The sequence below is a fragment of the Pseudomonas sp. NFPP24 genome (assembly GCF_900112095.1).
GTDB lineage: Bacteria > Pseudomonadota > Gammaproteobacteria > Pseudomonadales > Pseudomonadaceae > Aquipseudomonas > Aquipseudomonas extremorientalis.
Genome location: NZ_FOKD01000004.1, coordinates 498,130 through 518,859, shown reverse-complemented (window position 1 = coordinate 518,859; position 20,730 = coordinate 498,130). Strand labels below are relative to the sequence as shown.

Here is a 20,730-nt window from a genome sequence, read left to right as displayed (position 1 = left end):
GTTTACACCTTCGCCACGAGTGGGCGACCAAGCAGGCCCTGGGGACGGAAAATCAGAATCACCACCAGCAGGGAGAAACTGAACACGTCTTTGTAGTCAGAGTTGATCAACCCCGAGAACAGCGACTCGGAGATACCGAGGATGATCCCGCCCAGCATCGCCCCAGGCAGGGAGCCGATGCCGCCGAGTACCGCCGCGGTGAACGCCTTGATGCCGATGATGAAGCCGGCATAGAAGTCGAAGGTGCCGTAGTTGAGGGTGATGAGCACGCCGGCCAATGCCGCCATGGCGGCGCCGATGACGAACACGTAGGAGATCACCCGGTCGGTGTTGATGCCGAGGATCGACGCCATCTTGCGGTCTTGCTGGGTGGCGCGGCACATGCGGCCGAGCTTGGTGTACTTGATCACGTAGGTGAGCAACGCCATGCCGGCGAACGCCGCCACGAGGATGAAGACCTTGGTGTAGGTGAGCTGGACGAACCCTGTGCCGAAATCGACGCGCCAGGCGCCTGCCAGCAGGGTGGGAATGCCTTGTTGCTTGGCGCCCTGAGCGATCTGCGCATAGTTCTGCAGGATCAGGGAGATGCCGATGGCGCTGATCAGCGGTGCCAGTCGGGTGGAGTTGCGCAGCGGTTTGTAGGCGACACGCTCGATGACCCAACCGTACACGCCAGTGACGACCACGGTGAAGATCAAGGTGCCGAGAATGAGCAGCGGGAAGGATTCGATGCCGAAGTAAGCCAGCAGTGCCAGACTGATCGCCGCGAGGTAAGCGGAAATCATATAAACCTCGCCGTGGGCGAAGTTGATCATGCCAATGATGCCATAGACCATTGTGTAGCCGATGGCGATCAGGCCATAGACCGACCCGAGGGTCAGGCCGTTGACCAGTTGCTGCAGGAAAATACCATCCATAACGCAATCTCACGCGGTGAGCACCTGCACACCGGGAGGTGCGCGGCGCTTCTGGAGGAAAAGACAGATATTGATAACAACACGATCTCCTGTGGGAGGGGGCAAGCCCGCTCCCACATTGGAGCTGTGGTGTTCTGGATTACTTCTGTTTTTCCAGCTGGTGGTATTTGCCGTCTTTATCCCACTGGTAAACCACGTAGTCGGAGATTTTCAGGTCGCCCTTGGAGTCCCAGGCTTTTTCGCCCATAACGGTTTTCACCGGGTGAGCCTTGAGCCACTTGGCGGCGTCTTCGCCCTTGTTGGACTTGGCGCCGTTGAAGCCGGCAGCCAGGGCCTGGACCGACGCGTAGGCGTACAGGGTGTAGCCTTCGGGCTCGGTGCCGTTTTTGCGGAACTCTTCCACTACGGCCTTGCTGTCCGGCAGCAGGCGCGGGTCGGCGCCGAAGGTCATGTACACGCCGTCGACATATTGCTTACCGCCCGCGGTAGCAACCAGTTCGTCGGTGACCACGCCGTCATCGGACATGAACTTCACGTCTTTCAGACCCGCTTCACGGATCTGGCGAACCAATGGGCCGGCTTCCGGGTGCAGGCCGCCGAAGTACACGACGTCGGCACCGGTGGAGCGGATCTTGGTGACCAGGGCGCTGAAGTCTTTCTCGCCACGGGTCAGGCCTTCTTCCAGCACCGGCTTGACACCGCGCTTGGTCAACTGGGCAGCGGTGGCGTCGGCCAGGCCTTTGCCGTAGGTGTCCTTGTCGTTGATGACCGCGACCTTCTTGCCCTTGAGCACATCGACGATGTAGTCGCCGGCCACGATGCCTTGCTGGTCGTCACGCCCGCACATACGGAACATGGCGCCCAGGCCGCGTTCAGTCACCTGTGGGTTGGTGGAGCCAGGGGTGATTGCGATGATGCCCGCTTCGTCGTACACCTCGGACGCCGGGATGGTGTTGGAGGAACAGAAGTGGCCGACCACGCCGATCACCTTGTCCTGGTCCGCCAGGCGGTTGGCCACGGCCACGGCTTGCTTGGGTTCGCAAGCGTCGTCGCCAGCCACCAGCACGATTTTCTCGCCGTTGATGCCACCGGCCTTGTTGATCACATCGGCTGCCGCCTGGGCACCCTTCATGTACTGCTCACCAAAAGCCGCGTTGGCACCCGTCATCGGGCCCGCCACGCCAATCTTCACATCAGCTTGAACAAACGTAGAAACACCCAGCGCCGCTGCAACGGCGAGGGCCAGAAAACCTTTCTTGTAAAACGTCTGGGACATGAGTGGTGCTCCGATATTTTTGATTTTTGGCACGACAACTTGCGTTCAAACTTTTCACTGAAAGCCCAGAGCAAAGCGCGTGCCATTAGGTTTTTATTCTTCAAAAAGACACGGTGTCATTGTTATTGCAGGCGTTTCGGCTCCGTTCGCCAGGACGTGCAACCCTCTAGCGCCCAGAGGTGCAACCGATGGACCGAAAAAGTACAACCTCGACGGGTCGCACCTGCAACCAGAGCTATAAACGACAGTTCCTACAGCTGTAACAACCTGCGTAACGGAACTGCACATTTACAGTGCGTGATTGCTACGACTTGCACCAATACAGATTAGTAGCCTGCTAAGAAAATGCAGGCTTTTGAGCGGTATTTCGCTGATCAGATCACGATCCTGAGGCATTGGCCGGCGTGATACAGCGAAAATCCTGCTTCATACAGACAGCTACGCAGCCCTACCCCGGACAGCGGTTGCATGGGCGCGAAGGGAATCGGTAAAGCCTGGGGATTCTGGTGACACAAGTAGTCGGCAAACGCCTTGCCGACCACGCTGCCGGTGGTCACGCCACGACCGTTATAGCCCGTTACTGCCACAAGGCCCGGAGCGGGCTCGAACAGGCGCATCAAATGGTCCGGGGTGAAGGCGATGCAGCCGGTCCAGGTGTACTCCCACTGCACCGATTTGAGGTACGGGAAGTAATGCTGCTGCACCCGATCAGCCCACGCCTTGAGGAACCAGGTAGGTTTCTGGTTGCCGTTGCCCAGACTGCCGAGTAGCAAGCGACCGTCAGCGTCGCGGCGGATGCTGCTCAGCACCTGGCGCGTATCCCAGGAGCCTTGGCCGCCGGGCAAAATCTGTTGGGCGGCTTCGTCTGTCAGCGGGGCTGATGCGACCTGGTAGTAGTAACCGGGGAAAAAGTTGCGCCGCAGCTCGGTCCATTCGCCTTCTGTGTAGGCGTTGGAGGCGATGACCACCTGTGCAGCCTGCACTGAGCCCTGGGCGGTCTGCACCGACCAGTGCGCACCTTGGCGCTCAAGTTGAGTAACCGGTGAATGATCGAACAACTGCCCGCCCAGCCCGACGGCAGCATTGGCAAGGCCGCTGGTGTAAGCCATCGGGTTCAGGGTGCCGGCACGCCGGTCCAGCAAGGCGGCGGCAATCTTTTTGGTACCGGTAGCCTGCTCGCAGGCCTGGCCGGTGAGCAGTTCCACTGGTGCGCCACGACGCTTCCATTGTTCTTCACGACTGCGCAGGTCCGCCTCGCCACGGGCGTTGTGCGCCATGTGCAAGGTGCCTTCACGGCGCAATTGGCAATCGATGTTGTATTTGTCGATCAGGCTGAACACCAGCGAGGGTGCCGCGCCCAGCATGCGGTTGAGCTGGCTGCCCACCGCCTCGCCGAAACCGGCTTCGATCTCGTCCGGCGGGATCCACAACCCGGCGTTGACCAGCCCCACGTTGCGCCCCGAACCGCCATGGCCAGTGCGATGCGCCTCCAGCACGGCCACGCTTTTACCCTGTTCCAGCAAATGAATGGCCGCCGACAGACCGGTAATACCGGCGCCGATCACGCACACATCCACCTTGACCTCGCCGTTGAGCCCAGCGCGATCCGGCCGGCTGGGGGTGAGGTGTTCCCACAAACATGTTTCGCGTAATGGCATTGCCAGACTCCGTGATGAAACCTAACAAACAGCTCGGTCAATGTAGGAGTGGGCTTGCCCCCTCCCACATGTTGATCCCATTCCGGCCAGCAGGATCAGTCAAACGTGATGCCCTGTGCCAGCGGCAACTCCAGCGAGTAGTTCACGGTATTGGTCTGGCGACGCATGTACCCGCGCCACGCGTCCGACCCGGATTCGCGCCCGCCGCCGGTCTCTTTCTCGCCACCGAACGCGCCGCCGATTTCCGCGCCGCTCGGGCCGATGTTGACGTTGGCGATGCCGCAGTCGCTGCCCACCGCCGACATGAACTGCTCGGCTTCACGCACGTCAGTGGTGAAGATGCACGACGACAAGCCTTGTGGCACGGCGTTGTTCAGGCGCAGGGCCTCGGCGAAGTCGGTGTAGCCGACCACGTAGAGAATCGGCGCGAAGGTCTCGGTGCACACCACATCACTTTGCTCGGGCATTTCCACAATCGCCGGTGACACGTAGTAGGCATTCGGGAACTTGTCTTCCAACTGGCGCTTGCCGCCAAACACCTTGCCGCCTTCGCTCAGGGCCTGCTCCAGCGCGTCCTGCATAGCGTCGAAGCCGTGCTTGTCGATCAGCGGGCCGATCAGGTTGCCTTCCAGCGGGTGGCCGATGCGCACCTTGGAATAAGCCGCCTTGAGGCGAGTGACGATTTCTTCCTTGACCGATTCATGGGCGATCAGGCGGCGCAGTGTGGTGCAACGCTGACCGGCGGTACCAACGGCGCTGAACAGGATGGCGCGCACGGCCATGTCCAGGTCGGCGCTCGGGCCGAGGATCATCGCGTTGTTGCCGCCAAGTTCCAGGATGCTGCGGGCGAAGCGCGCGGCGACTTTCGGTGCCACTTCGCGGCCCATGCGCGTGCTGCCGGTGGCGCTGATCAGGGCGACACGCGGGTCGTCCACCAGCGCAGCACCGGCGTCACGGCCACCGATGATTACTTGGCTCAGGTACTGCGGGGCACCATCGAATTTTTTCAGCACGCGCTCGAACAGTGCCTGGCAGGCCAGGGCGGTGAGCGGGGTCTTTTCCGAGGGTTTCCAGATCACCGCGTTGCCGCACACCAGCGCCAGGGCGGTGTTCCACGCCCACACCGCCACCGGGAAGTTGAAGGCACTGATCACGCCGACCACACCCAGCGGGTGCCAGGTTTCACGCATGTGGTGGCCCGGACGCTCGGAGGCGATGGTCAAGCCGTACAACTGGCGCGACAGGCCGACGGCGAAGTCGCAAATGTCGATCATTTCCTGCACTTCGCCCAGGCCTTCCTGGGTGATCTTGCCGGCTTCCCAGGATACCAGCTCGCCCAGGTCGGCCTTGTATTCGCGCAATACATCGCCAAATTGGCGCACCAGTTCGCCACGGCGCGGCGCCGGTACTTTGCGCCAGGCCTCGAATGCATGCTCGGCACGACTGACCTGCTGCTCCACCTCGGCGGCGCCCTCCCAGTGCACACTGCCGATACGGCTGCCATCGATCGGCGAATGCACAGGTTGTTTACCCGACTGGTACAACGCCGGGTTTACCCCGAGACGATCAAGCAATGCGGCTACCATGGGTCACTCCTTAAATTTCAAACAGAAAATTCGCACCGTCACACACACGGCGATCCAGGCCTTATTTGTAGCTGGCCCAAGACTTGCCAACAAACGACGATTAGGCGAGATATCATTCCGTTTATTCATGCAAAGAATAAAAAGAGGCGTGCCGTGCTGAATAAAAGACATTTGCCCTCGATCACTGCCCTGCAGTGCTTCGAAGCCGCCACCCGCCACCTGAGCTTTACCCGCGCCGCCGAGGAGCTGAACCTCACCCAGAGCGCCGTGAGCAAACAAGTGGCGCAGTTGGAAGAACTGTTGCAACACCTGCTGTTTCGCCGGGTGCGCCGCCGTTTGCAGATGACTCCGGCAGGCGACCTGTACCTGGTGGAAGTGCGCAAGATCCTCACCCAGGTGGAGATGTCCACCCACTACCTGCGCTCCTACGGCGGCGAGACCGAAGTATTGCGCGTGTCCACGCCCTACACCTTCGGCGCGCGCTGGCTGGTGCCGCGCCTCAAGGGTTGGCGCCTGCGTCACCCGCAGATCCACCTGGACCTGTGCAACGAGCAGGAGCCGGACGAACTGCTGCAAGGCAAGGCCGACATGGCCTTCTACTTCGGCCAGGGCTCACGCCCCGGTACCGAGAGCCTGAAATTGTTCAGCGAAGAGCTGGTACCGGTGTGTGCGCCGGAAAGCCTGCCGGCGCAGCCTTTGAGCGACCCCACGCAACTGAGCGGCCTGGTCCTGCTGCAAAACGCCTCGCGGCCCCAGGGCTGGCATGACTGGTTCGCCAGCCAGGGTTACCAGACCGAACACAGCTACCATGGGCCGCGCTTTGACACCTTCTATATGTGCATCCGGGCGGCGCAGGTGGGCTGCGGCGTGGCCTTGCTGCCGCGCTTCCTGGTGGAAGAGGAACTGGCCGACGGCAAGCTGGTGATCCCCTGGCAGCATGCGATGCCGAGCCAGGACGCGTATTACCTGGCCTACCCGGAGCATTCAGCAGAGGTGCCCAAGGTGCGTGATTTTGTGAAGTGGATGATGGAGCAGGTCATTTAGTGCCTGGAATACCGCCATCGAGGGCAAGTCGAATCGTCGCGCCGCCCCTCCCACATCTGAAACGCATTCCAAGTGTGGGAGGGGGCTTGCCCCCGATGAGGCCAGTGGTCCCACTGAAAAAAACACTGGCAAAACCCCACAGGTCTATGCGCCACTAGCCCCCTTCCTTAATTGTGCGTAAAGGTCGGCGCCCATCGCCGTCCCGTCTGGAGATTCCCGTTATGAGCGAGAGTGTGTTTGCCGATCGCATCGTGCAGAACTTGCTCGACACCGACTTCTACAAGCTGACCATGATGCAGGCGGTGCTGCACAACTACCCCAACGTGGAAGTTGAATGGGAGTTCCGTTGCCGTAACAGCGAAGACTTGCGCCCGTACCTGGCCGAGATCCGCTACCAGATCGAACGTCTTGCCGAGCTGAGCCTGAGCCCCGACCAACTGGGTTTCCTGGAGCGCATCAGCTTCATGAAGCCGGATTTTTTGCGCTTTCTCGGGCTGTTCCGCTTCAACCTGCGCTACGTGCAGACCGGCATCGAGAACGGTGAGCTGTTCATCCGCCTGCGCGGGCCGTGGCTGCATGTGATTCTGTTTGAAGTGCCGATGCTGGCCATCGTCAGCGAAGTGCGTAACCGCTACCGCTACCAGACGGTGATCCTCGAACAGGCCCGCGAGCAGTTGTACCGCAAGTTCGACTGGCTGACCGCCAACGCCAGCAGCGACGAGCTGTCCGAGCTGCAAGTGGCCGACTTCGGCACGCGCCGGCGCTTCTCGTACCGTGTGCAGGAAGAAGTGGTCAGTGTGCTCAAGCATGACTTCCCCGGGCGCTTTGTCGGCACCAGCAACGTGCATCTGGCCCGCGAATTCGATATGAAGCCGCTGGGCACCATGGCCCACGAATGGATCATGGCCCACCAGCAACTCGGCCCACGCCTGATCGACAGCCAGATCGCCGCGCTGGACTGCTGGGTCCGCGAATACCGTGGCCTGCTGGGCATCGCCCTGACCGACTGCATCACCACCGACGCGTTCCTCGGCGACTTCGACTTGTACTTCGCCAAGCTGTTCGACGGCCTGCGCCACGACTCCGGCGACCCGGTGCAGTGGGCGGAAAAAGCCATCGCCCACTACCACAAGCTCGGCATCGAGCCGATGAGCAAGACCCTGGTGTTCTCCGACAGTCTGTCGCTGCCCAAGGCCCTGGAAATATTCCGCGCACTGCGTGGTCGGATCAATGTGAGCTTTGGCATCGGCACCAACCTGACCTGTGACATTCCAGGTGTCGAGCCGATGAGCATCGTGCTTAAAATGACCGCCTGCAATGGCCAGCCCGTCGCGAAGATCTCCGATGAAGCGGGCAAGACCCACTGCACCGACCCGAATTTCGTCGCCTATTTGCGTCACGTTTTCAAAGTACCTGCCCTATCCAGCAAGGAGTGAATCATGCAAGCCGTACAGCGTGAGATTGCGCAGCAGCTCAAGGTCCAAGCGCCGTTCAACGACCAGGCCGCACTTGAGGCCGAGGTTGCCCGTCGCGTGGGGTTTATCCAGGATTGCCTGCGCAATGCCGGGCTCAAGGCGCTGGTGCTGGGCATCAGCGGTGGTGTCGACTCCCTGACCGCCGGCCTGTTGGCCCAACGCGCGGTGAAAGAGCTGCGTGAAAATACCGGTGATGAGGCCTACCGCTTTATCGCGGTGCGCCTGCCCTACGAAACCCAGTTCGACGAAATCGACGCCACGGCCTCGGTGGACTTTATCGAGCCGGACGAGCGCCATACTGTGAACATCGGCCCGGCGGTCAAAGCCCTGGCCAATGAAGTGGCGGCGTTCGAAGGCAAGGCGGCGGTGTCCCGCGATTTCGTGCTGGGCAACACCAAGGCGCGCATGCGCATGGTGGCGCAGTACACCATCGCGGGCGCGACCGGTGGCCTGGTGATCGGCACCGACCATGCGGCGGAAGCGGTGATGGGCTTTTTCACCAAGTTCGGTGATGGGGCCTGCGATTTGGCACCGTTGAGCGGGCTGGTGAAGAACCAGGTGCGTGCGATTGCGCGGTACTTCGGGGCGCCGGAGTCGTTGGTGGAAAAAGTACCGACCGCGGACCTGGAAGACCTGTCGCCGGGCAAGCCGGACGAAGCGTCACATGGCGTGACCTACGCGGAGATCGATGCGTTCCTGCACGGCGAGCCGGTGCGTGAGGAAGCGTTCAGGATTATCTGCGAGACGTATCGCAAGACCGAGCACAAGCGGGTCATGCCGTTTGCGCCGTGAGGTAGGACGCCATCGGGGGCAAGCCCCCTCCCACACTTTGATTTGTGAACACATCCAAATGTGGGAGGGGGCTTGCCCCCGATGAACGGTGATGCGGTGTTACTTGACGGTCACAGTGCCTTTCATCATCGAGATGTGGCCTGGGAACGAGCAGAAGAACGCGTAGTCAGTCCCGGCGGCCAGCTTCGACACATCGAAGGTCACCGAGTCTTTCTCGCCGGCACCGATGATCTTGGTGTGGGCGATGATGCGGTCATCACCTGGTTTCAGGTAGTCCTTGTCGATACCGGCGGCCATGCCGTCAGTGGCAACCGGCTGCATGTTGGCGGCGCTGGTCAGCACCCAGTTGTGGCCCATGACGTTTTTCGGCAGGTTGCCGGAGTGCGTCAGCTCAACGGTGAATGTCTTGCAGCTCTTGTCGATTTCGATGGCTTTGGTGTTGAAGGACATTTGGTCGGTGGAGTCGACAGTGACCTTGCACTCTGCAGCAAGCAACTGGCCACTTGCCAGAGTCAGCAGGGAAACAGCAACGAGTTTGGCAAACATGTGAATCTCCAAGGCAGGGTTTAAAAAACGCGTAATGCGACAAGGGTGCCTGAAGCAGGCAGAAATTCTTATGACCTGAATCAACAGATTGTATACAACTTTAGGCTATCAGACTTATCGACACAATCAACCAGCCAAAGTGCCGCACGCTGATTATGATCGGCCCATCACCCACTGGAGTCCGAGCCATGCACCTCAATCAACTGTTCAACGGCCTGCTGGCCGCCTACGCCTGCGGTAAGTGAAGGCCAAGCGCACCTTGAAGCTGCTACCATGTCGTCCCAAGGCAGCTGCGCGCCGCCACCCTCACCTTCGACCTTAGAGGATCGCCCATGGCCAAACCTAATTACTCCTTCGCCAAACGTCAGAGAGACTTGGCCAAGGAACAGAAGAAAGAGGAAAAACTGCAACGCAAGAAAGCCGCTGCAGACGAAGAAGCTGGCGCACTGAACCCGGACGCTGATGCTGAAGTAACGAGCGACGAGACCGAAACACCAAAAGATCCGGCTGAATAATTTCCTTTGTGCTGAGCCGGCTGCTCCGGCTCGGCACAATCAACCATCATTCCAGCGGCATCACCGTCACCCGCACCTCCGGGTCATGGCTCCCTCCCCCCAGAATCACCCCCCGCAACGGCGACACATCGGAAAAGTCCCGGCCCCAGGCCAGGGTGATGTGCTCCAGTGCCGGCTGCACATTGTTCGTCGGATCAAAATCCACCCAGCCTGAAACCGGGCAATACACCGAGACCCACGCATGGGACGCATCGGCGCCGATCAGCCGTGGCTGGCCGGGCGGTGGCTGGGTGAGCAGATAGCCACTGATGTAACGCGCCGCCAGGCCTCGGGAGCGCAGGCAGGCGAGCATCAGGTGGGCGAAGTCCTGGCACACGCCGCGACGGCGCTCCAGCACTTCCACCAGCGGCGTGGCCACCTGGGTGGCTTCGGCATCGAAGGTGAATTCGCTGAAGATCTTCTCCATCAATGCCCGCACGCCCAGCAGCAACGGCTTGCCAGGCGGAAAACAGCTTTCGGAGAACTCGACGAAGGTTTTCTTCAAGTGCACGTAGGGCGATTCGAAACGATAGCGGCAGGCTTCGATCAGCTCGCCGGACATCGGCTGGCTGCTGTAGGTCAGGCGGTCGCGGGTCTGGTCCCAGGCCGGCGATTGCTGGAAATCCAGCACCGGCCGCGCCAGCACTTCCACGGTCAGCCCGGCATTCACCAGCAGTTCGTCATGGGGCCGCTCGAACGCCAGGCGGGTGATAGGGTTGCCGAACACGTCCAGCTCATCGCGGCGCGACGACGGCTGCGGGCTGATATCCAGTTGCTGCGAGCTGCAACGCTGCCAGGCGCACGGCCGTGGCCACAGGTGCGCCAACTGCTGGGCCAGGGACACCGGGCTGTCGTAGTGGTAATGGGTATCGTGGAAAATCTGGTAGCGCGCACTCATCACACCGACACCGTTTGCTGGCTGACATCATCCACATGGGCAAAATGGCGCAAGGCCAGGCGATCCGACACTTGCCCACTCTCATCGGCCACTGCTTGCAGCAGGTCGGCCAGGCCGTCCAGTGCGGCACGCACGCTGGACTCGCCGAACAATGGGTTCTCCAGGCAGCCCAGGTCGAAGCGCGCCAGGCGCTCCACCAACGGGCCGAGGCCGGTTTCACGCGGCACGCCAAAGTCGTCGTTGAGACGGCGCAGGGTGCGGCTCACCAGTTTGAGCTGGAACAGCACCGCATGGGGGTTCTGTTCATCCAGCAGCAACAGATCGAGCACCGGGATCAACTGCGGCACCGCCAGGTAGCGCGAGCGATAGGTGATGCTGCTGTTGCCCAACTCCAACAACCACTCCAAGCCAGCCTGGTCAAACACTGCCACACCGCGCAGGAATGCCGCCAGGCTGCTGCTCAGGAATTGCAGGCGCTCGATGCGCCGGCCCATCATCAAAAAGCGCCAGCCTTCGTCGCGGGTCATGTCGTCCAGGGCGAACCCGGACAGCGCCGCCAGGGACATCACCAGGCGGTTGAGAAAGTCCAGCAATTCGCCAAAATCCGGGGTCTCGCTTTCCAGCTCCAGGGCTTCGCGTTGCAGCTCCACCAGGGCCTGCCAGTTCTCCCGGGACAGCTTGCCGCGCACCTGGGACGCCGCCCATTGCAAGCGTTGCAGGTTGGCGCGCAGGCTCGATGGCCAGTCATCGCCCAAGAGTGCGGCCTGCAAGCGCTCCGGTAACTCGCCCTCTTCCGGCAATAGGCGCAGGTTTTCGCCCAGCTCGACGGCGGCCTGCAAGGCCAGTGGATCGTCGCCGTCCACATAACGCGCCAGCACGATGCGCAGCCAACGCGCACTGTCGTCACAGCGTTCGCAGTAACGGCCGAACCAGAACAGGTTTTCCACTACGCGGGACGGCAGATAAGGGTCGCGTCGTACCAGATCATGGGCGCCGATTGCGCGTTGTGCGCGCCAATGTTCACCACCGGATGCGCGTTCACCGAGCACCCAGGTGTCCTTGCTGGCGCCGCCGCGTTGCATCGACACCACTTCGGCATCGGCTTCAGCGGCGACCCGTGTCAGGCCGCCGGGCAACACGCGATAACCGTCATCGCTGGCCACGGCGTACACGCGCATGCCGATGGCGCGGTGTTGCAAATGATCATCCTCGGTGTGCCACACCGGCGCCTGGGACAGCTGCGCCAACTCCTGGGCGACGTACGCGTAGGGCCGCGCACGCATGCGCTCGGCCAGGGCTTCGCGCTGTTCTTCATTCAGGTCACGGCCAAATACCGGGGTGAAACTCTGCGACGGAAACGCAGGCTTGATCAGCAGCTCCGGCAGTTTTTCCAGGGCCTCGGCCAGTACCGGCGCTTCACCGCACCACCAGGTGGCGATGGACGGCAGGATCAGTTCTTCGCCAAACAGGAATTCGTTGATCTTCGGCAGGAAACCCAGCAAACCGGGGGACTCCAGCACACCGCTGCCCAAGGCATTGGCCACCAGCACGTTGCCTTGGCGCACCGCATCAAGCAGGCCGGGTACCCCGAGGGCGGAGTCGGTGCGCAGTTCCAGCGGGTCGCAGAAGTCATCATCCAGGCGACGCATGATTGCGTGCACCCGGCGCAGGCCGCTGAGGGTTTTCAGGAACACCGTGCTGTCACGCACGGTGAGGTCGCCGCCTTCCACCAGCGGGTAGCCGAGCTGGCGGGCGAGGTAGAGGTGCTCGAAGTAGCTTTCGTTGAACCGGCCAGGGGTGAGCAGCACGATCAACGGCGGCTGGTCATCGCCGGGCGCCTGGCGGGCCAGGGTTTCCTGCAAGGTGCGGAAGAAACCGGTGAGGTGCTGCACCTGCAAGTCGCGGTAAAGATCCGGAAAGGCGCGGGACACGATAGTGCGGTTTTCCAATGCATAACCGGCGCCCGACGGCGCCTGGGTACGGTCGGCGGTGACCCACCAGCGGCCATCCGGCGTGCGCGCAAGGTCCACGGCGTACAGGTGCAAAAAGGCACCGTCCGGCGGTTGGATACCCTGGCACGGCCACAGGAAGTTGTTATGCCCGAACACCAGCTCGGCCGGCAGCAAGCCTTCCTTGATCAGGCGTTGCGGGCCATACAGGTCGGCAAGCACGGCATTGAGCAGGCGTGCACGCTGGGCGATACCGGCGCACAGGTGCTGCCATTCATCGGCGGCCAGCACATGGGGCAGCAGGTCCAATTCCCAGGGGCGGTCGGCGCCCTTGGGGTCGGCGTAGACATTGTAGGTCACGCCGTTTTCCTGGATCTGCCGGGTCAGCAGCGCCTGGCGCTGGGCCAATTGTGCAGGCGTGCTGCGTTGCAGGTGGTCGAGCAGGCGCTGCCAATGGGCACGCACTGCGCCGCTGTCGTCCAGCAGTTCGTGATAAGTGCCCGCGGTCAGCGGGTAACGGTCGAGCAAGTCGGACATGGAACGCTCGGCAGGGACAAGGGGGCTCAGATTAACTCAAATTCACTGCAATCCACTGTGGGAGGGGGCTTGCCCTCTCCCACACTTAAACAGTGTTCAGTCATTTTTATTGGGGAAACGCCGCATATCCAGGGTCATCGGTAATTCATCGTTGATGGTTACCGTCGGTACGGGGAGCTTGCCGGGGCTATGCCCAAGCCGGAAAAACCGCGCCATCCGCCGGCTCTCCGCCTCATTGGCATTTACCGGCAAGCTGTCGTAATTGCGTCCACCCGGATGGGCGACGTGGTACTGGCAGCCGCCCAACGAGCGCTGCATCCAGGTATCCAGCAGATCGAACACCAAGGGCGCATGCACCGGGATGGTCGGTTGCAGGCAGTTGGCCGGTTGCCAGGCGCGATAACGCACGCCGGCGACAAACTCACCGACGCGCCCGGTGGCCTGCAGCGGCACCGGGATGCCGTTGCAGGTCAGCAGGTAGCGTTGCGGTGGCAGCCCGGTCAACTTGACTTGCAGGCGCTCCAGCGACGAATCCACATAGCGAACCGTACCGCCCACCGCGCCCTCCTCGCCCAGTACATGCCAGGGCTCCAGGGCCTGGCGCAGTTCCAGTTCGATACCGCTGACGGCGTAGTCGCCAACCTTGGGAAAACGGAACTCCAGGTGCGCGGCAAACCACTCGGCGCGCAGCGGGTAGCCGGCTGCGTTGAGCTCGACGATCACATCGGCAAAATCCTGCTCGATAAAGTGCGGCAACAGGAAGCGGTCGTGCAACTCGGTGCCCCAGCGCGCCAGCTTCGGCGGTGCATAGGGCTCGCGCCAGAAGCGCGCGACCAAGGCACGCAGCAGCAGTTGTTGGGTCAGGCTCATGCGTGCATGGGGCGGCATCTCGAATGCACGCAGTTCCAGCAGGCCCAGGCGGCCGGTAGCGCCATCCGGTGAGTAGAGTTTGTCGATGCAGAATTCGGCGCGGTGAGTGTTGCCGGTCACGTCGATCAGCAGGTTGCGCAGCAGGCGGTCGACCAGCCAGGGCGGGCATTCTTCGCCGGGAGCAGGCATTTGCGCGAAGGCGATTTCCAGCTCATACAGCGCATCGTTGCGCGCCTCGTCCACCCGGGGCGCCTGGGAGGTCGGGCCGATGAACAGGCCGGAAAACAGGTAGGACAACGAAGGATGGTTGTGCCAGTAGCTGATCAAGCTGCGCAGCAGATCGGGGCGACGCAGGAACGGCGAATCCTTGGGCGTGGCGCCACCGAGCACGAAATGGTTACCGCCACCGGTGCCGGTATGGCGCCCGTCGATCATGAATTTCTCGGTGGTCAGGCGGGTTTGCCGCGCCTCTTCGTAGAGGAACTCGGTGCGCTCGACCAACTCGTCCCAGGAGGCGGACGGCTGCACGTTGACCTCGATCACACCCGGGTCCGGCGTGACGCGAAAGTTGCTCAGGCGCGAATCGGCCGGTGGCTCGTAGCCTTCGAGCAAGACCGGGCAGTGCAGTTCTTCAGCGGTGGCTTCGATGGCCGCCACCAGTTCCAGATAGTCCTCGACGCGCTCCAGCGGCGGCATGAACAGATAGAGCCGCCCTTCCCGCGCTTCGGCGCACAGTGCGGTGCGGGTCAGCCAGTCGGCGGACTCGTCCACCTTGGGTACACGTTCATCACTCGGCGCAGGTTCGCCATGGCTTTGCAGTTGGGCGGTGGACGGCAGCTCGGGCTGATCCTGGTTAGGGTCCGTCGGGTGCACAAACGGATACTCCGCCGCCGTCACCCACGGCTGCGAAGCCAACGGCAGGCGATAGCCCAGGGGAGAATCTCCCGGCACCAAACGGCAGTGGTTATCGCGCAGGTACCAGCGACCACTCTGCCAACGATCATTGGCAGGCGTACGCGCCAGCGGCAGTACTTGCCCGATGATTTTATCCAGGCCCTGGGCGAACACCTTGCGCAGGCGTTCGCGCTCCAGTTCATCGCCCAGGCGCGGGTCCTGGGCGGTGACGTTCTGCGGCAGCGCGCCTTCGCGCCACAGGTAATAGAAATTGTCTTCGAAGGCCGGGAACACAAAGCGTGCCGGCAGCTTAAGGCGTTCGGCGACGCTGGCCAGGAAACGCCCGGCCATCACGCCGTCCGCACCGTAATCCTTTTGCTCATCGGCGATCAACGCGCTGTTGTGCCAGATCGGCACGCCGTCACGGCGCCAGTAGCAGTTGAGCGACCAGCGCGGCAGTTGCTCGCCGGGGTACCACTTGCCCTGGCCGAAGTGCACCAGCCCTTTGGGCGCGTAGTGCTTGCGCATGCGCTGGAACAGCTCGGCGGACAGGCGGCGTTTGTCCGGGCCGAGGGCGGCGGTGTTCCATTCGGCGCCGTCGGGATCGTCGATGGAGACAAAGGTCGGCTCGCCGCCCATGGTCAGGCGGACATCGTCCTTGAGCAGGTCGCCATCGATCTGCCGTCCCAGTGCCTGAATCGCCAGCCACTGTTCCTCGGTGTAGGGCTTGGTGACCCGTGGGGCCTCCCAAATCCTCTCTACAGACATTTCGTGGGTGAATTCACACTCGCAGGGTTCCACCAGCCCACTGATCGGCGCGGCAGATGAGGGATCGGGACTGCAGGCCAACGGGATATGCCCTTCACCGGCGAACAGCCCGGAGGTGGCATCCAGGCCGATCCAACCGGCGCCGGGCAAATACACTTCGCACCAGGCGTGCAGGTCGGTGAAGTCCACTTCGGTGCCGGACGGGCCGTCGAGGGCTTTGACGTCGGCGGTCAACTGGATCAGATAGCCAGACACAAACCGCGCCGCCAAGCCCAGGTTGCGCAGCAATTGCACCAGCAGCCAGGCCGAATCACGGCAGGAGCCGGAGGCGTTTTCCAGGGTGAATTCCGGCGTCTGCACGCCCGGTTCCATGCGGATCAGGTAGCCGATGTCGGCCGCCAGGCGCTGATTGAGGCCCACCAGGAAATCCACGGCCGGCAACGGCGTACGGTCGATGCCCGCAAGGTACGCGGCGAACTTCGGCGTCAGCGGCAGGGTTTCCAGGTACGGCGCCAGCTCGCGTTGTTCATCGGCGGCATAGCTAAAGGGGATTTTTTCGGCGTAGGGTTCAAGGAAAAAGTCGAACGGGTTGAACACCGCCATCTCGGCAACCAGGTCGACCTCGATGCGCAGCTCATCGGTCTTTTCCGGGAACACCAACCGCGCCAGGTAATTGCCCTGGGGGTCTTGCTGCCAATTGATAAAATGCTGCTCGGGCAGCACTTTCAGCGCGTAGGACAGAATCCGCGTGCGGCTATGGGCGGCCGGACGCAACCGTACAATCTGCGGGCCGAGTTCGACAGCACGGTCGTAGCGGTAATGCGTAACGTGGTGCAACGCGATATGAATCGACACGGCGGCCTCCTGCGAGCCAGGGCATGGACACAAAGCGCGCAAGACTTATGCCAGAGCGGCGGTCATTGCGCTTTATCGTGGGACCCGGTGCAGTACAGCACCAAAACGGCGCCAACGGCGATGCTCTGGTGCAAGTGACGCACATATTTGTGGCGCAGGTGTGAAGGTGGGTGGGGAATCTACCCAATCAGCCGGTTTTGCGCTTGGCGATCACGGCTTGGCGCAGGTGGCGTATTTCAAGCAGCTTCTGGCGCATCTCTCGTTGAACCTTGCTGTTAAGTGTCAATAATCCGAGCAATGGGAATAACAGCGCCAACCCATAAAGAATTTTGTGAGGCTGGAATTGAATCATCGGAACTACAAACAGCAGACAGGCGACGTAGATGCCGACCATCACCCACACCCAGGAGGGGCGGCCCCGCAAAATCATAAAGTTGCTATGGACCGTCAACAGAATGAGCAGCGCCCCGGCAGACATGATCTTGAGCCCCACTTGAGCAATGGGCGCATCACGAAAATAGGTGATGAACGCCAACGCCACAGCCAACGCCAAAGAAAAACACGCAGCAAATACGCCGCCCATAAACGTCAGAAAGTATTGCCTGAAAAAGTCGCGTAGCGTCATTAACTCGTTCATTCGTTTATTTCCTCGTACAACCCAATCGCGATGGTATTGACGTTTCCGGAGTACGCACTCCCGCCAAATCCTACGGTTGCGCCGAGGACGTCTTTGATCTGGGTCGTGGTGCTGTGCTTGAGCTGCGTAGGGGTGAAACGCTTGGTGAGTTCGCCCGACGCCTGCCGCAATTTGAGCATCTTGGCGGTCAAGCTGGGATGGTTGATGCTCAGCAGCTCTTTCGTCAGCTTGGCTCTTTCCTGGCGATTCAAACCGCGAAGCACATCACGCAGGCTCTTGCCCGTCGATGCTTTGGCAGCCCTGACCAGCTTGACCGTCGTCAGGGCCGAACCGCCTACGCCAGCCAGTGAAACGGCGTCCAGCACAACGGATGCATTCTGGTACCAGCCCTCACTGTCGAGCCAATCGTTTACCTCCGGTTTGGCGACCTCAAGCGCTGTTCGAGCAATGCCGTTAAAGCACTGAAGCGTACTCGCGCCGGCGGCCGCATACCCCACTACAACGATGACGGAACTGGCGCCAGCGCTGAAAGGCACCAGAATGGTTCCACTGGCGATCGCAGCCCAACTGATGACCGCCCCCAAGCAGGAGATTCCGGTATTCACGGCTTCGCCAATCAGTCGCGACTCTCGAGGATTGCTCACGACATGTTGAGCAAACTGTGTTGGCGCAATGTACTTCTGCGCTTCACGCAAAATGATGCGCTTGGGCTTGATGCTGCAGATGGGCTTGAATTCGCGCAGGGTAATGACGTTGAAGTCGGCGTCGATGTATACGACGCCTGCGCCAACGATACCTGGATCGGCGTCGATGGCCGCAAACAGGCGCGGAAGGTTGATCTGGCTTTCGATGCGCTGGCGCGCCATGAACTGAGAGCGGTTGGAGTCCATGCCGATGGAGGCCAGGGGGTTAGCCATAAGTGTTCTTCCTTGAGAATGATGGTGACCAGGCGGGCCCCATCGCGGGCAAGCCCACTCCCACATTTGGAATGCATTCTCCTGTGGGAGCCGGGCTTGCCCGCGATGGCTTTCTAATGGGCGCCACCTTAGCAAACAGGTTACCCAACAGCTAGAAAGCAAAACGCCAGCACGAGGCTGGCGTCTGGCATGTTCAGGCTGCGATCAACGCGGCACGACCGGCTTGCGCGCAGGCTTGCCGCCCTTGCCCTTGGCCGCATCGGCACGCTCCTTGGCGGCCTGCTTGTTGCGCGCCTGGGCCGCGGCCTTGGCTTGTTCACGCTTGTCCCATGGGTTGCTGCCGTCACTGCCGCGCGGCGGCAGGCCGGTGTGCTGGGTGAGGATCCTGGTGGTGGTTTCCTTGGCGACCTTGTGGCTGCCGGCCGGCGTCGAGTTCTTGCGACGGGCGCTCTGGTAGCTGTCGGTGCTCGGCTGGTGCAACGGGATCAGTTGGTCCTTGCCCGGCCCGATCAGGTCGGCGCGGCCCATGCGGGTCAGTGCCTCACGCAGCATCGGCCAGCCTTTCGGGTCGTGGTAGCGCAGGAACGCCTTGTGCAGGCGGCGCTGCTCTTCGCTCTTGACGATCGTTACCGCGTCGCTCTTGTAGGTGACCTTGCGCAGCGGGTTCTTGCCCGAGTGATACATGGCCGTGGCGGTGGCCATCGGCGACGGGTAGAACGCCTGTACCTGGTCGGCGCGGAAGCCGTTGCCCTTGAGCCACAGGGCCAGGTTCATCATGTCTTCATCGGTGGTACCCGGGTGGGCGGCGATGAAGTACGGAATCAGGTACTGCTCCTTGCCCGCTTCCTTGGTGTACTTCTCGAACATGCGCTTGAACTTGTCATAGCTGCCAATGCCCGGCTTCATCATCTGGTTGAGCGGACCTTCCTCGGTGTGTTCCGGGGCGATCTTGAGGTAGCCGCCGACGTGGTGGGTGACCAGCTCTTTCACGTATTCCGGCGACTCGACGGCCAGGTCGTAGCGCAGGCCGGAGGCGATGAGGATCTTCTTCACACCCGGCAACGCACGGGCGCTGCGGTACAGTTGGATCAACGACGAGTGGTCAGTGTTCAGGTTCGGGCAGATACCGGGGAACACGCACGACGGCTTGCGGCACGCGGATTCGATTTCCGGGCTCTTGCAGGCGATGCGGTACATGTTCGCGGTCGGACCGCCGAGGTCGGAGATCACGCCGGTAAAGCCGGGGACCTTGTCGCGGATCTCTTCGATCTCGCGAATGATCGACTCTTCGGAACGGTTCTGGATGATGCGGCCTTCGTGCTCGGTGATGGAGCAGAAAGTGCAGCCGCCGAAGCAGCCACGCATGATGTTCACCGAGAAGCGGATCATGTCGTAGGCCGGGATTTTTTCCTTGCCGTACGCGGGGTGCGGGACGCGGGCGTACGGCATGCCGAACACGTAGTCCATTTCTTCGGTGGTCATCGGAATGGGTGGCGGGTTGAACCACACGTCCACTTCGCCGTGCTTCTGCACCAGGGCGCGGGCGTTGCCTGGGTTGGTTTCCAGGTGCAGCACGCGGTTGGCGTGGGCGTAGAGCACCGCATCGCCACGGACTTTCTCCACCGATGGCAGGCGGATCACGGTCTTGTCGCGGGTCATCTTCGGGCTGGCCAGGATCTGCACGACCTTGGCTTCTTCCGGATCATCCTGCGGCCCTTTTTCCTGCTCGATGGCGCAGGCCTGGGTGTCCTGGGTGTTGACGTACGGGTTGATGATCTTGTCGATCTTGCCCGGACGGTCGATACGCGTGGAGTCCACTTCATACCAGCCGGCCGGCGTGTCGCGACGGATGAACGCGGTACCGCGCACATCGGTGATGTCTTCGATCTTGTGGCCCCACGACAGGCGCTGGGCGACTTCGACGATGGCGCGCTCGGCGTTGCCGTACAGCAGGATATCGGCGGTGGCGTCGATCAGGATCGAATTGCGCACCCGGTCCTGCCAGTAGTCGTAGTGGGCGATGCGACGCAGGGAGGCTTCGATGCCGCCGAGTACGATCGGCACGTTCTTGTAGGCTTCCTTGCACCGCTGGCTGTACACCAGGCTGGCGCGATCCGGGCGTTTGCCGGCCATGCCGCCTGGGGTGTAGGCGTCGTCGGAGCGGATTTTCTTGTCGGCGGTGTAGCGGTTGATCATGGAGTCCATGTTGCCGGCCGCGACGCCGAAGAACAGGTTCGGCTCGCCGAGCTTCATGAAGTCGTCTTTGGACTGCCAGTTCGGCTGGGCAATGATCCCGACGCGGAAGCCCTGGGACTCCAGCAGCCGGCCGATGATCGCCATGCCGAACGACGGATGGTCAACGTAGGCATCACCGGTGACGATGATGATGTCGCAGGAATCCCAGCCAAGCTGATCCATCTCCTCCCTGCTCATCGGCAGGAATGGCGCTGGACCGAAACATTCGGCCCAGTACTTGGGATAGTCAAATAACGGCTTGGCTGTTTGCATGACGGTGACCGGTGTTGAGATGGAAAATCGCGGGCGCGGAATATAGCAC

The 20,730-nt window shown here is 61.7% G+C and carries 15 protein-coding genes; 4 read left to right on the top strand and 11 right to left on the bottom strand.

All coding sequences use genetic code 11. The features are described 5' to 3' along the window. Positions 1–2: 2 nt before the first annotated feature. The 4 genes from BM026_RS11760 to BM026_RS11745 all read right to left on the bottom strand — a co-directional run bounded on the left by BM026_RS11760 (position 3) and on the right by BM026_RS11745 (position 5,437). A complete protein-coding gene (locus BM026_RS11760; protein ID WP_058423439.1) occupies positions 3–917 on the bottom strand; it encodes an ABC transporter permease subunit in 915 nt (304 codons plus the stop codon). A 139-nt stretch (positions 918–1,056) separates the two neighbouring features. Next, positions 1,057–2,193 carry a branched-chain amino acid ABC transporter substrate-binding protein gene (locus tag BM026_RS11755; RefSeq protein ID WP_025999776.1) on the bottom strand — a complete coding sequence of 379 codons (1,137 nt, stop codon included), beginning with the start codon at positions 2,191–2,193 and terminating at the stop codon, positions 1,057–1,059. 374 nt (positions 2,194–2,567) lie between these two features. Then, on the bottom strand, positions 2,568–3,851 hold the full coding sequence (locus BM026_RS11750) for an L-pipecolate oxidase (RefSeq protein ID WP_092246640.1): 1,284 nt from the start codon (positions 3,849–3,851) through the stop codon (positions 2,568–2,570). Between the two features lie 95 nt (positions 3,852–3,946). Further along, positions 3,947–5,437 (bottom strand): L-piperidine-6-carboxylate dehydrogenase, encoded by a 1,491-nt coding sequence (locus BM026_RS11745; protein ID WP_058423442.1) that lies wholly within the window; start codon positions 5,435–5,437, stop codon positions 3,947–3,949. Positions 5,438–5,590: 153 nt separating this feature from the next. On the opposite strand from BM026_RS11745, the gene BM026_RS11740 reads away from it, so the two are divergent. The 3 genes from BM026_RS11740 to nadE all read left to right on the top strand — a co-directional run bounded on the left by BM026_RS11740 (position 5,591) and on the right by nadE (position 8,748). Continuing rightward, positions 5,591–6,481, top strand: a complete 891-nt coding sequence (locus BM026_RS11740) for a LysR family transcriptional regulator (RefSeq protein WP_071491656.1) — start codon at positions 5,591–5,593, stop codon at positions 6,479–6,481. Positions 6,482–6,702: 221 nt separating this feature from the next. Continuing rightward, positions 6,703–7,917: a nicotinate phosphoribosyltransferase gene (gene pncB, locus BM026_RS11735; protein WP_065900159.1), complete on the top strand. Its 1,215-nt coding sequence runs from the start codon at positions 6,703–6,705 to the stop codon at positions 7,915–7,917. Positions 7,918–7,920: 3 nt separating this feature from the next. After that, the gene (gene nadE, locus BM026_RS11730; protein ID WP_071491657.1) at positions 7,921–8,748 is read left to right on the top strand and encodes an ammonia-dependent NAD(+) synthetase; all 828 of its coding nucleotides are present in this window, start codon (positions 7,921–7,923) and stop codon (positions 8,746–8,748) included. Positions 8,749–8,847: 99 nt separating this feature from the next. Here nadE and azu read toward each other — a convergent pair whose 3' ends face one another. Next, positions 8,848–9,294, bottom strand: a complete 447-nt coding sequence (gene azu / locus BM026_RS11725) for an azurin (protein ID WP_010213586.1) — start codon at positions 9,292–9,294, stop codon at positions 8,848–8,850. A 332-nt stretch (positions 9,295–9,626) separates the two neighbouring features. Between azu and BM026_RS11720 the strand changes: the two genes are divergently transcribed. Next, positions 9,627–9,809 carry a hypothetical protein gene (locus BM026_RS11720; protein WP_034105670.1) on the top strand — a complete coding sequence of 61 codons (183 nt, stop codon included), beginning with the start codon at positions 9,627–9,629 and terminating at the stop codon, positions 9,807–9,809. A 46-nt stretch (positions 9,810–9,855) separates the two neighbouring features. Here BM026_RS11720 and BM026_RS11715 read toward each other — a convergent pair whose 3' ends face one another. From BM026_RS11715 to BM026_RS11690, 6 genes are all read right to left on the bottom strand, one after another. Beyond that, positions 9,856–10,746, bottom strand: coding sequence for a transglutaminase family protein (locus tag BM026_RS11715; RefSeq protein WP_092246636.1), 891 nt, complete (start codon positions 10,744–10,746; stop codon positions 9,856–9,858). Then, positions 10,746–13,232 carry a circularly permuted type 2 ATP-grasp protein gene (locus BM026_RS11710; RefSeq protein WP_093528611.1) on the bottom strand — a complete coding sequence of 829 codons (2,487 nt, stop codon included), beginning with the start codon at positions 13,230–13,232 and terminating at the stop codon, positions 10,746–10,748. The genes BM026_RS11715 and BM026_RS11710 overlap by 1 nt, the downstream gene beginning before the upstream one ends. 96 nt (positions 13,233–13,328) lie before the next feature. After that, positions 13,329–16,619, bottom strand: coding sequence for a transglutaminase family protein (locus BM026_RS11705; protein ID WP_093528608.1), 3,291 nt, complete (start codon positions 16,617–16,619; stop codon positions 13,329–13,331). Between the two features lie 187 nt (positions 16,620–16,806). Continuing rightward, entirely contained in the window at positions 16,807–17,256 is a 450-nt protein-coding gene (locus tag BM026_RS11700; protein ID WP_071491663.1) for a hypothetical protein, read from the bottom strand. Next, positions 17,253–18,173 (bottom strand): Ssp4 family T6SS effector, encoded by a 921-nt coding sequence (locus BM026_RS11695; protein WP_071491664.1) that lies wholly within the window; start codon positions 18,171–18,173, stop codon positions 17,253–17,255. Before BM026_RS11695 ends, BM026_RS11700 begins: the two co-directional genes overlap by 4 nt. Positions 18,174–18,377: 204 nt before the next feature. Beyond that, complete coding sequence (locus BM026_RS11690) at positions 18,378–20,681, bottom strand: YgiQ family radical SAM protein (RefSeq protein WP_071491665.1); 2,304 nt, start codon at positions 20,679–20,681, stop codon at positions 18,378–18,380. Positions 20,682–20,730 lie beyond the last annotated feature (49 nt).

Bases quoted from the DNA above. Each gene is read 5' to 3' on its own strand.
- BM026_RS11760 (WP_058423439.1), bottom strand. From the start codon at position 917: ATGGATGGTATTTTCCTGCAGCAACTGGTCAACGGCCTGACCCTCGGG.
- BM026_RS11755 (WP_025999776.1), bottom strand. From the start codon at position 2,193: ATGTCCCAGACGTTTTACAAGAAAGGTTTTCTGGCCCTCGCCGTTGCA.
- BM026_RS11750 (WP_092246640.1), bottom strand. From the start codon at position 3,851: ATGCCATTACGCGAAACATGTTTGTGGGAACACCTCACCCCCAGCCGG.
- BM026_RS11745 (WP_058423442.1), bottom strand. From the start codon at position 5,437: ATGGTAGCCGCATTGCTTGATCGTCTCGGGGTAAACCCGGCGTTGTAC.
- pncB (WP_065900159.1), top strand. From the start codon at position 6,703: ATGAGCGAGAGTGTGTTTGCCGATCGCATCGTGCAGAACTTGCTCGAC.
- nadE (WP_071491657.1), top strand. From the start codon at position 7,921: ATGCAAGCCGTACAGCGTGAGATTGCGCAGCAGCTCAAGGTCCAAGCG.
- azu (WP_010213586.1), bottom strand. From the start codon at position 9,294: ATGTTTGCCAAACTCGTTGCTGTTTCCCTGCTGACTCTGGCAAGTGGC.
- BM026_RS11720 (WP_034105670.1), top strand. From the start codon at position 9,627: ATGGCCAAACCTAATTACTCCTTCGCCAAACGTCAGAGAGACTTGGCC.
- BM026_RS11715 (WP_092246636.1), bottom strand. From the start codon at position 10,746: ATGAGTGCGCGCTACCAGATTTTCCACGATACCCATTACCACTACGAC.
- BM026_RS11710 (WP_093528611.1), bottom strand. From the start codon at position 13,232: ATGTCCGACTTGCTCGACCGTTACCCGCTGACCGCGGGCACTTATCAC.
- BM026_RS11700 (WP_071491663.1), bottom strand. From the start codon at position 17,256: ATGAACGAGTTAATGACGCTACGCGACTTTTTCAGGCAATACTTTCTG.
- BM026_RS11695 (WP_071491664.1), bottom strand. From the start codon at position 18,173: ATGGCTAACCCCCTGGCCTCCATCGGCATGGACTCCAACCGCTCTCAG.
- BM026_RS11690 (WP_071491665.1), bottom strand. From the start codon at position 20,681: ATGCAAACAGCCAAGCCGTTATTTGACTATCCCAAGTACTGGGCCGAA.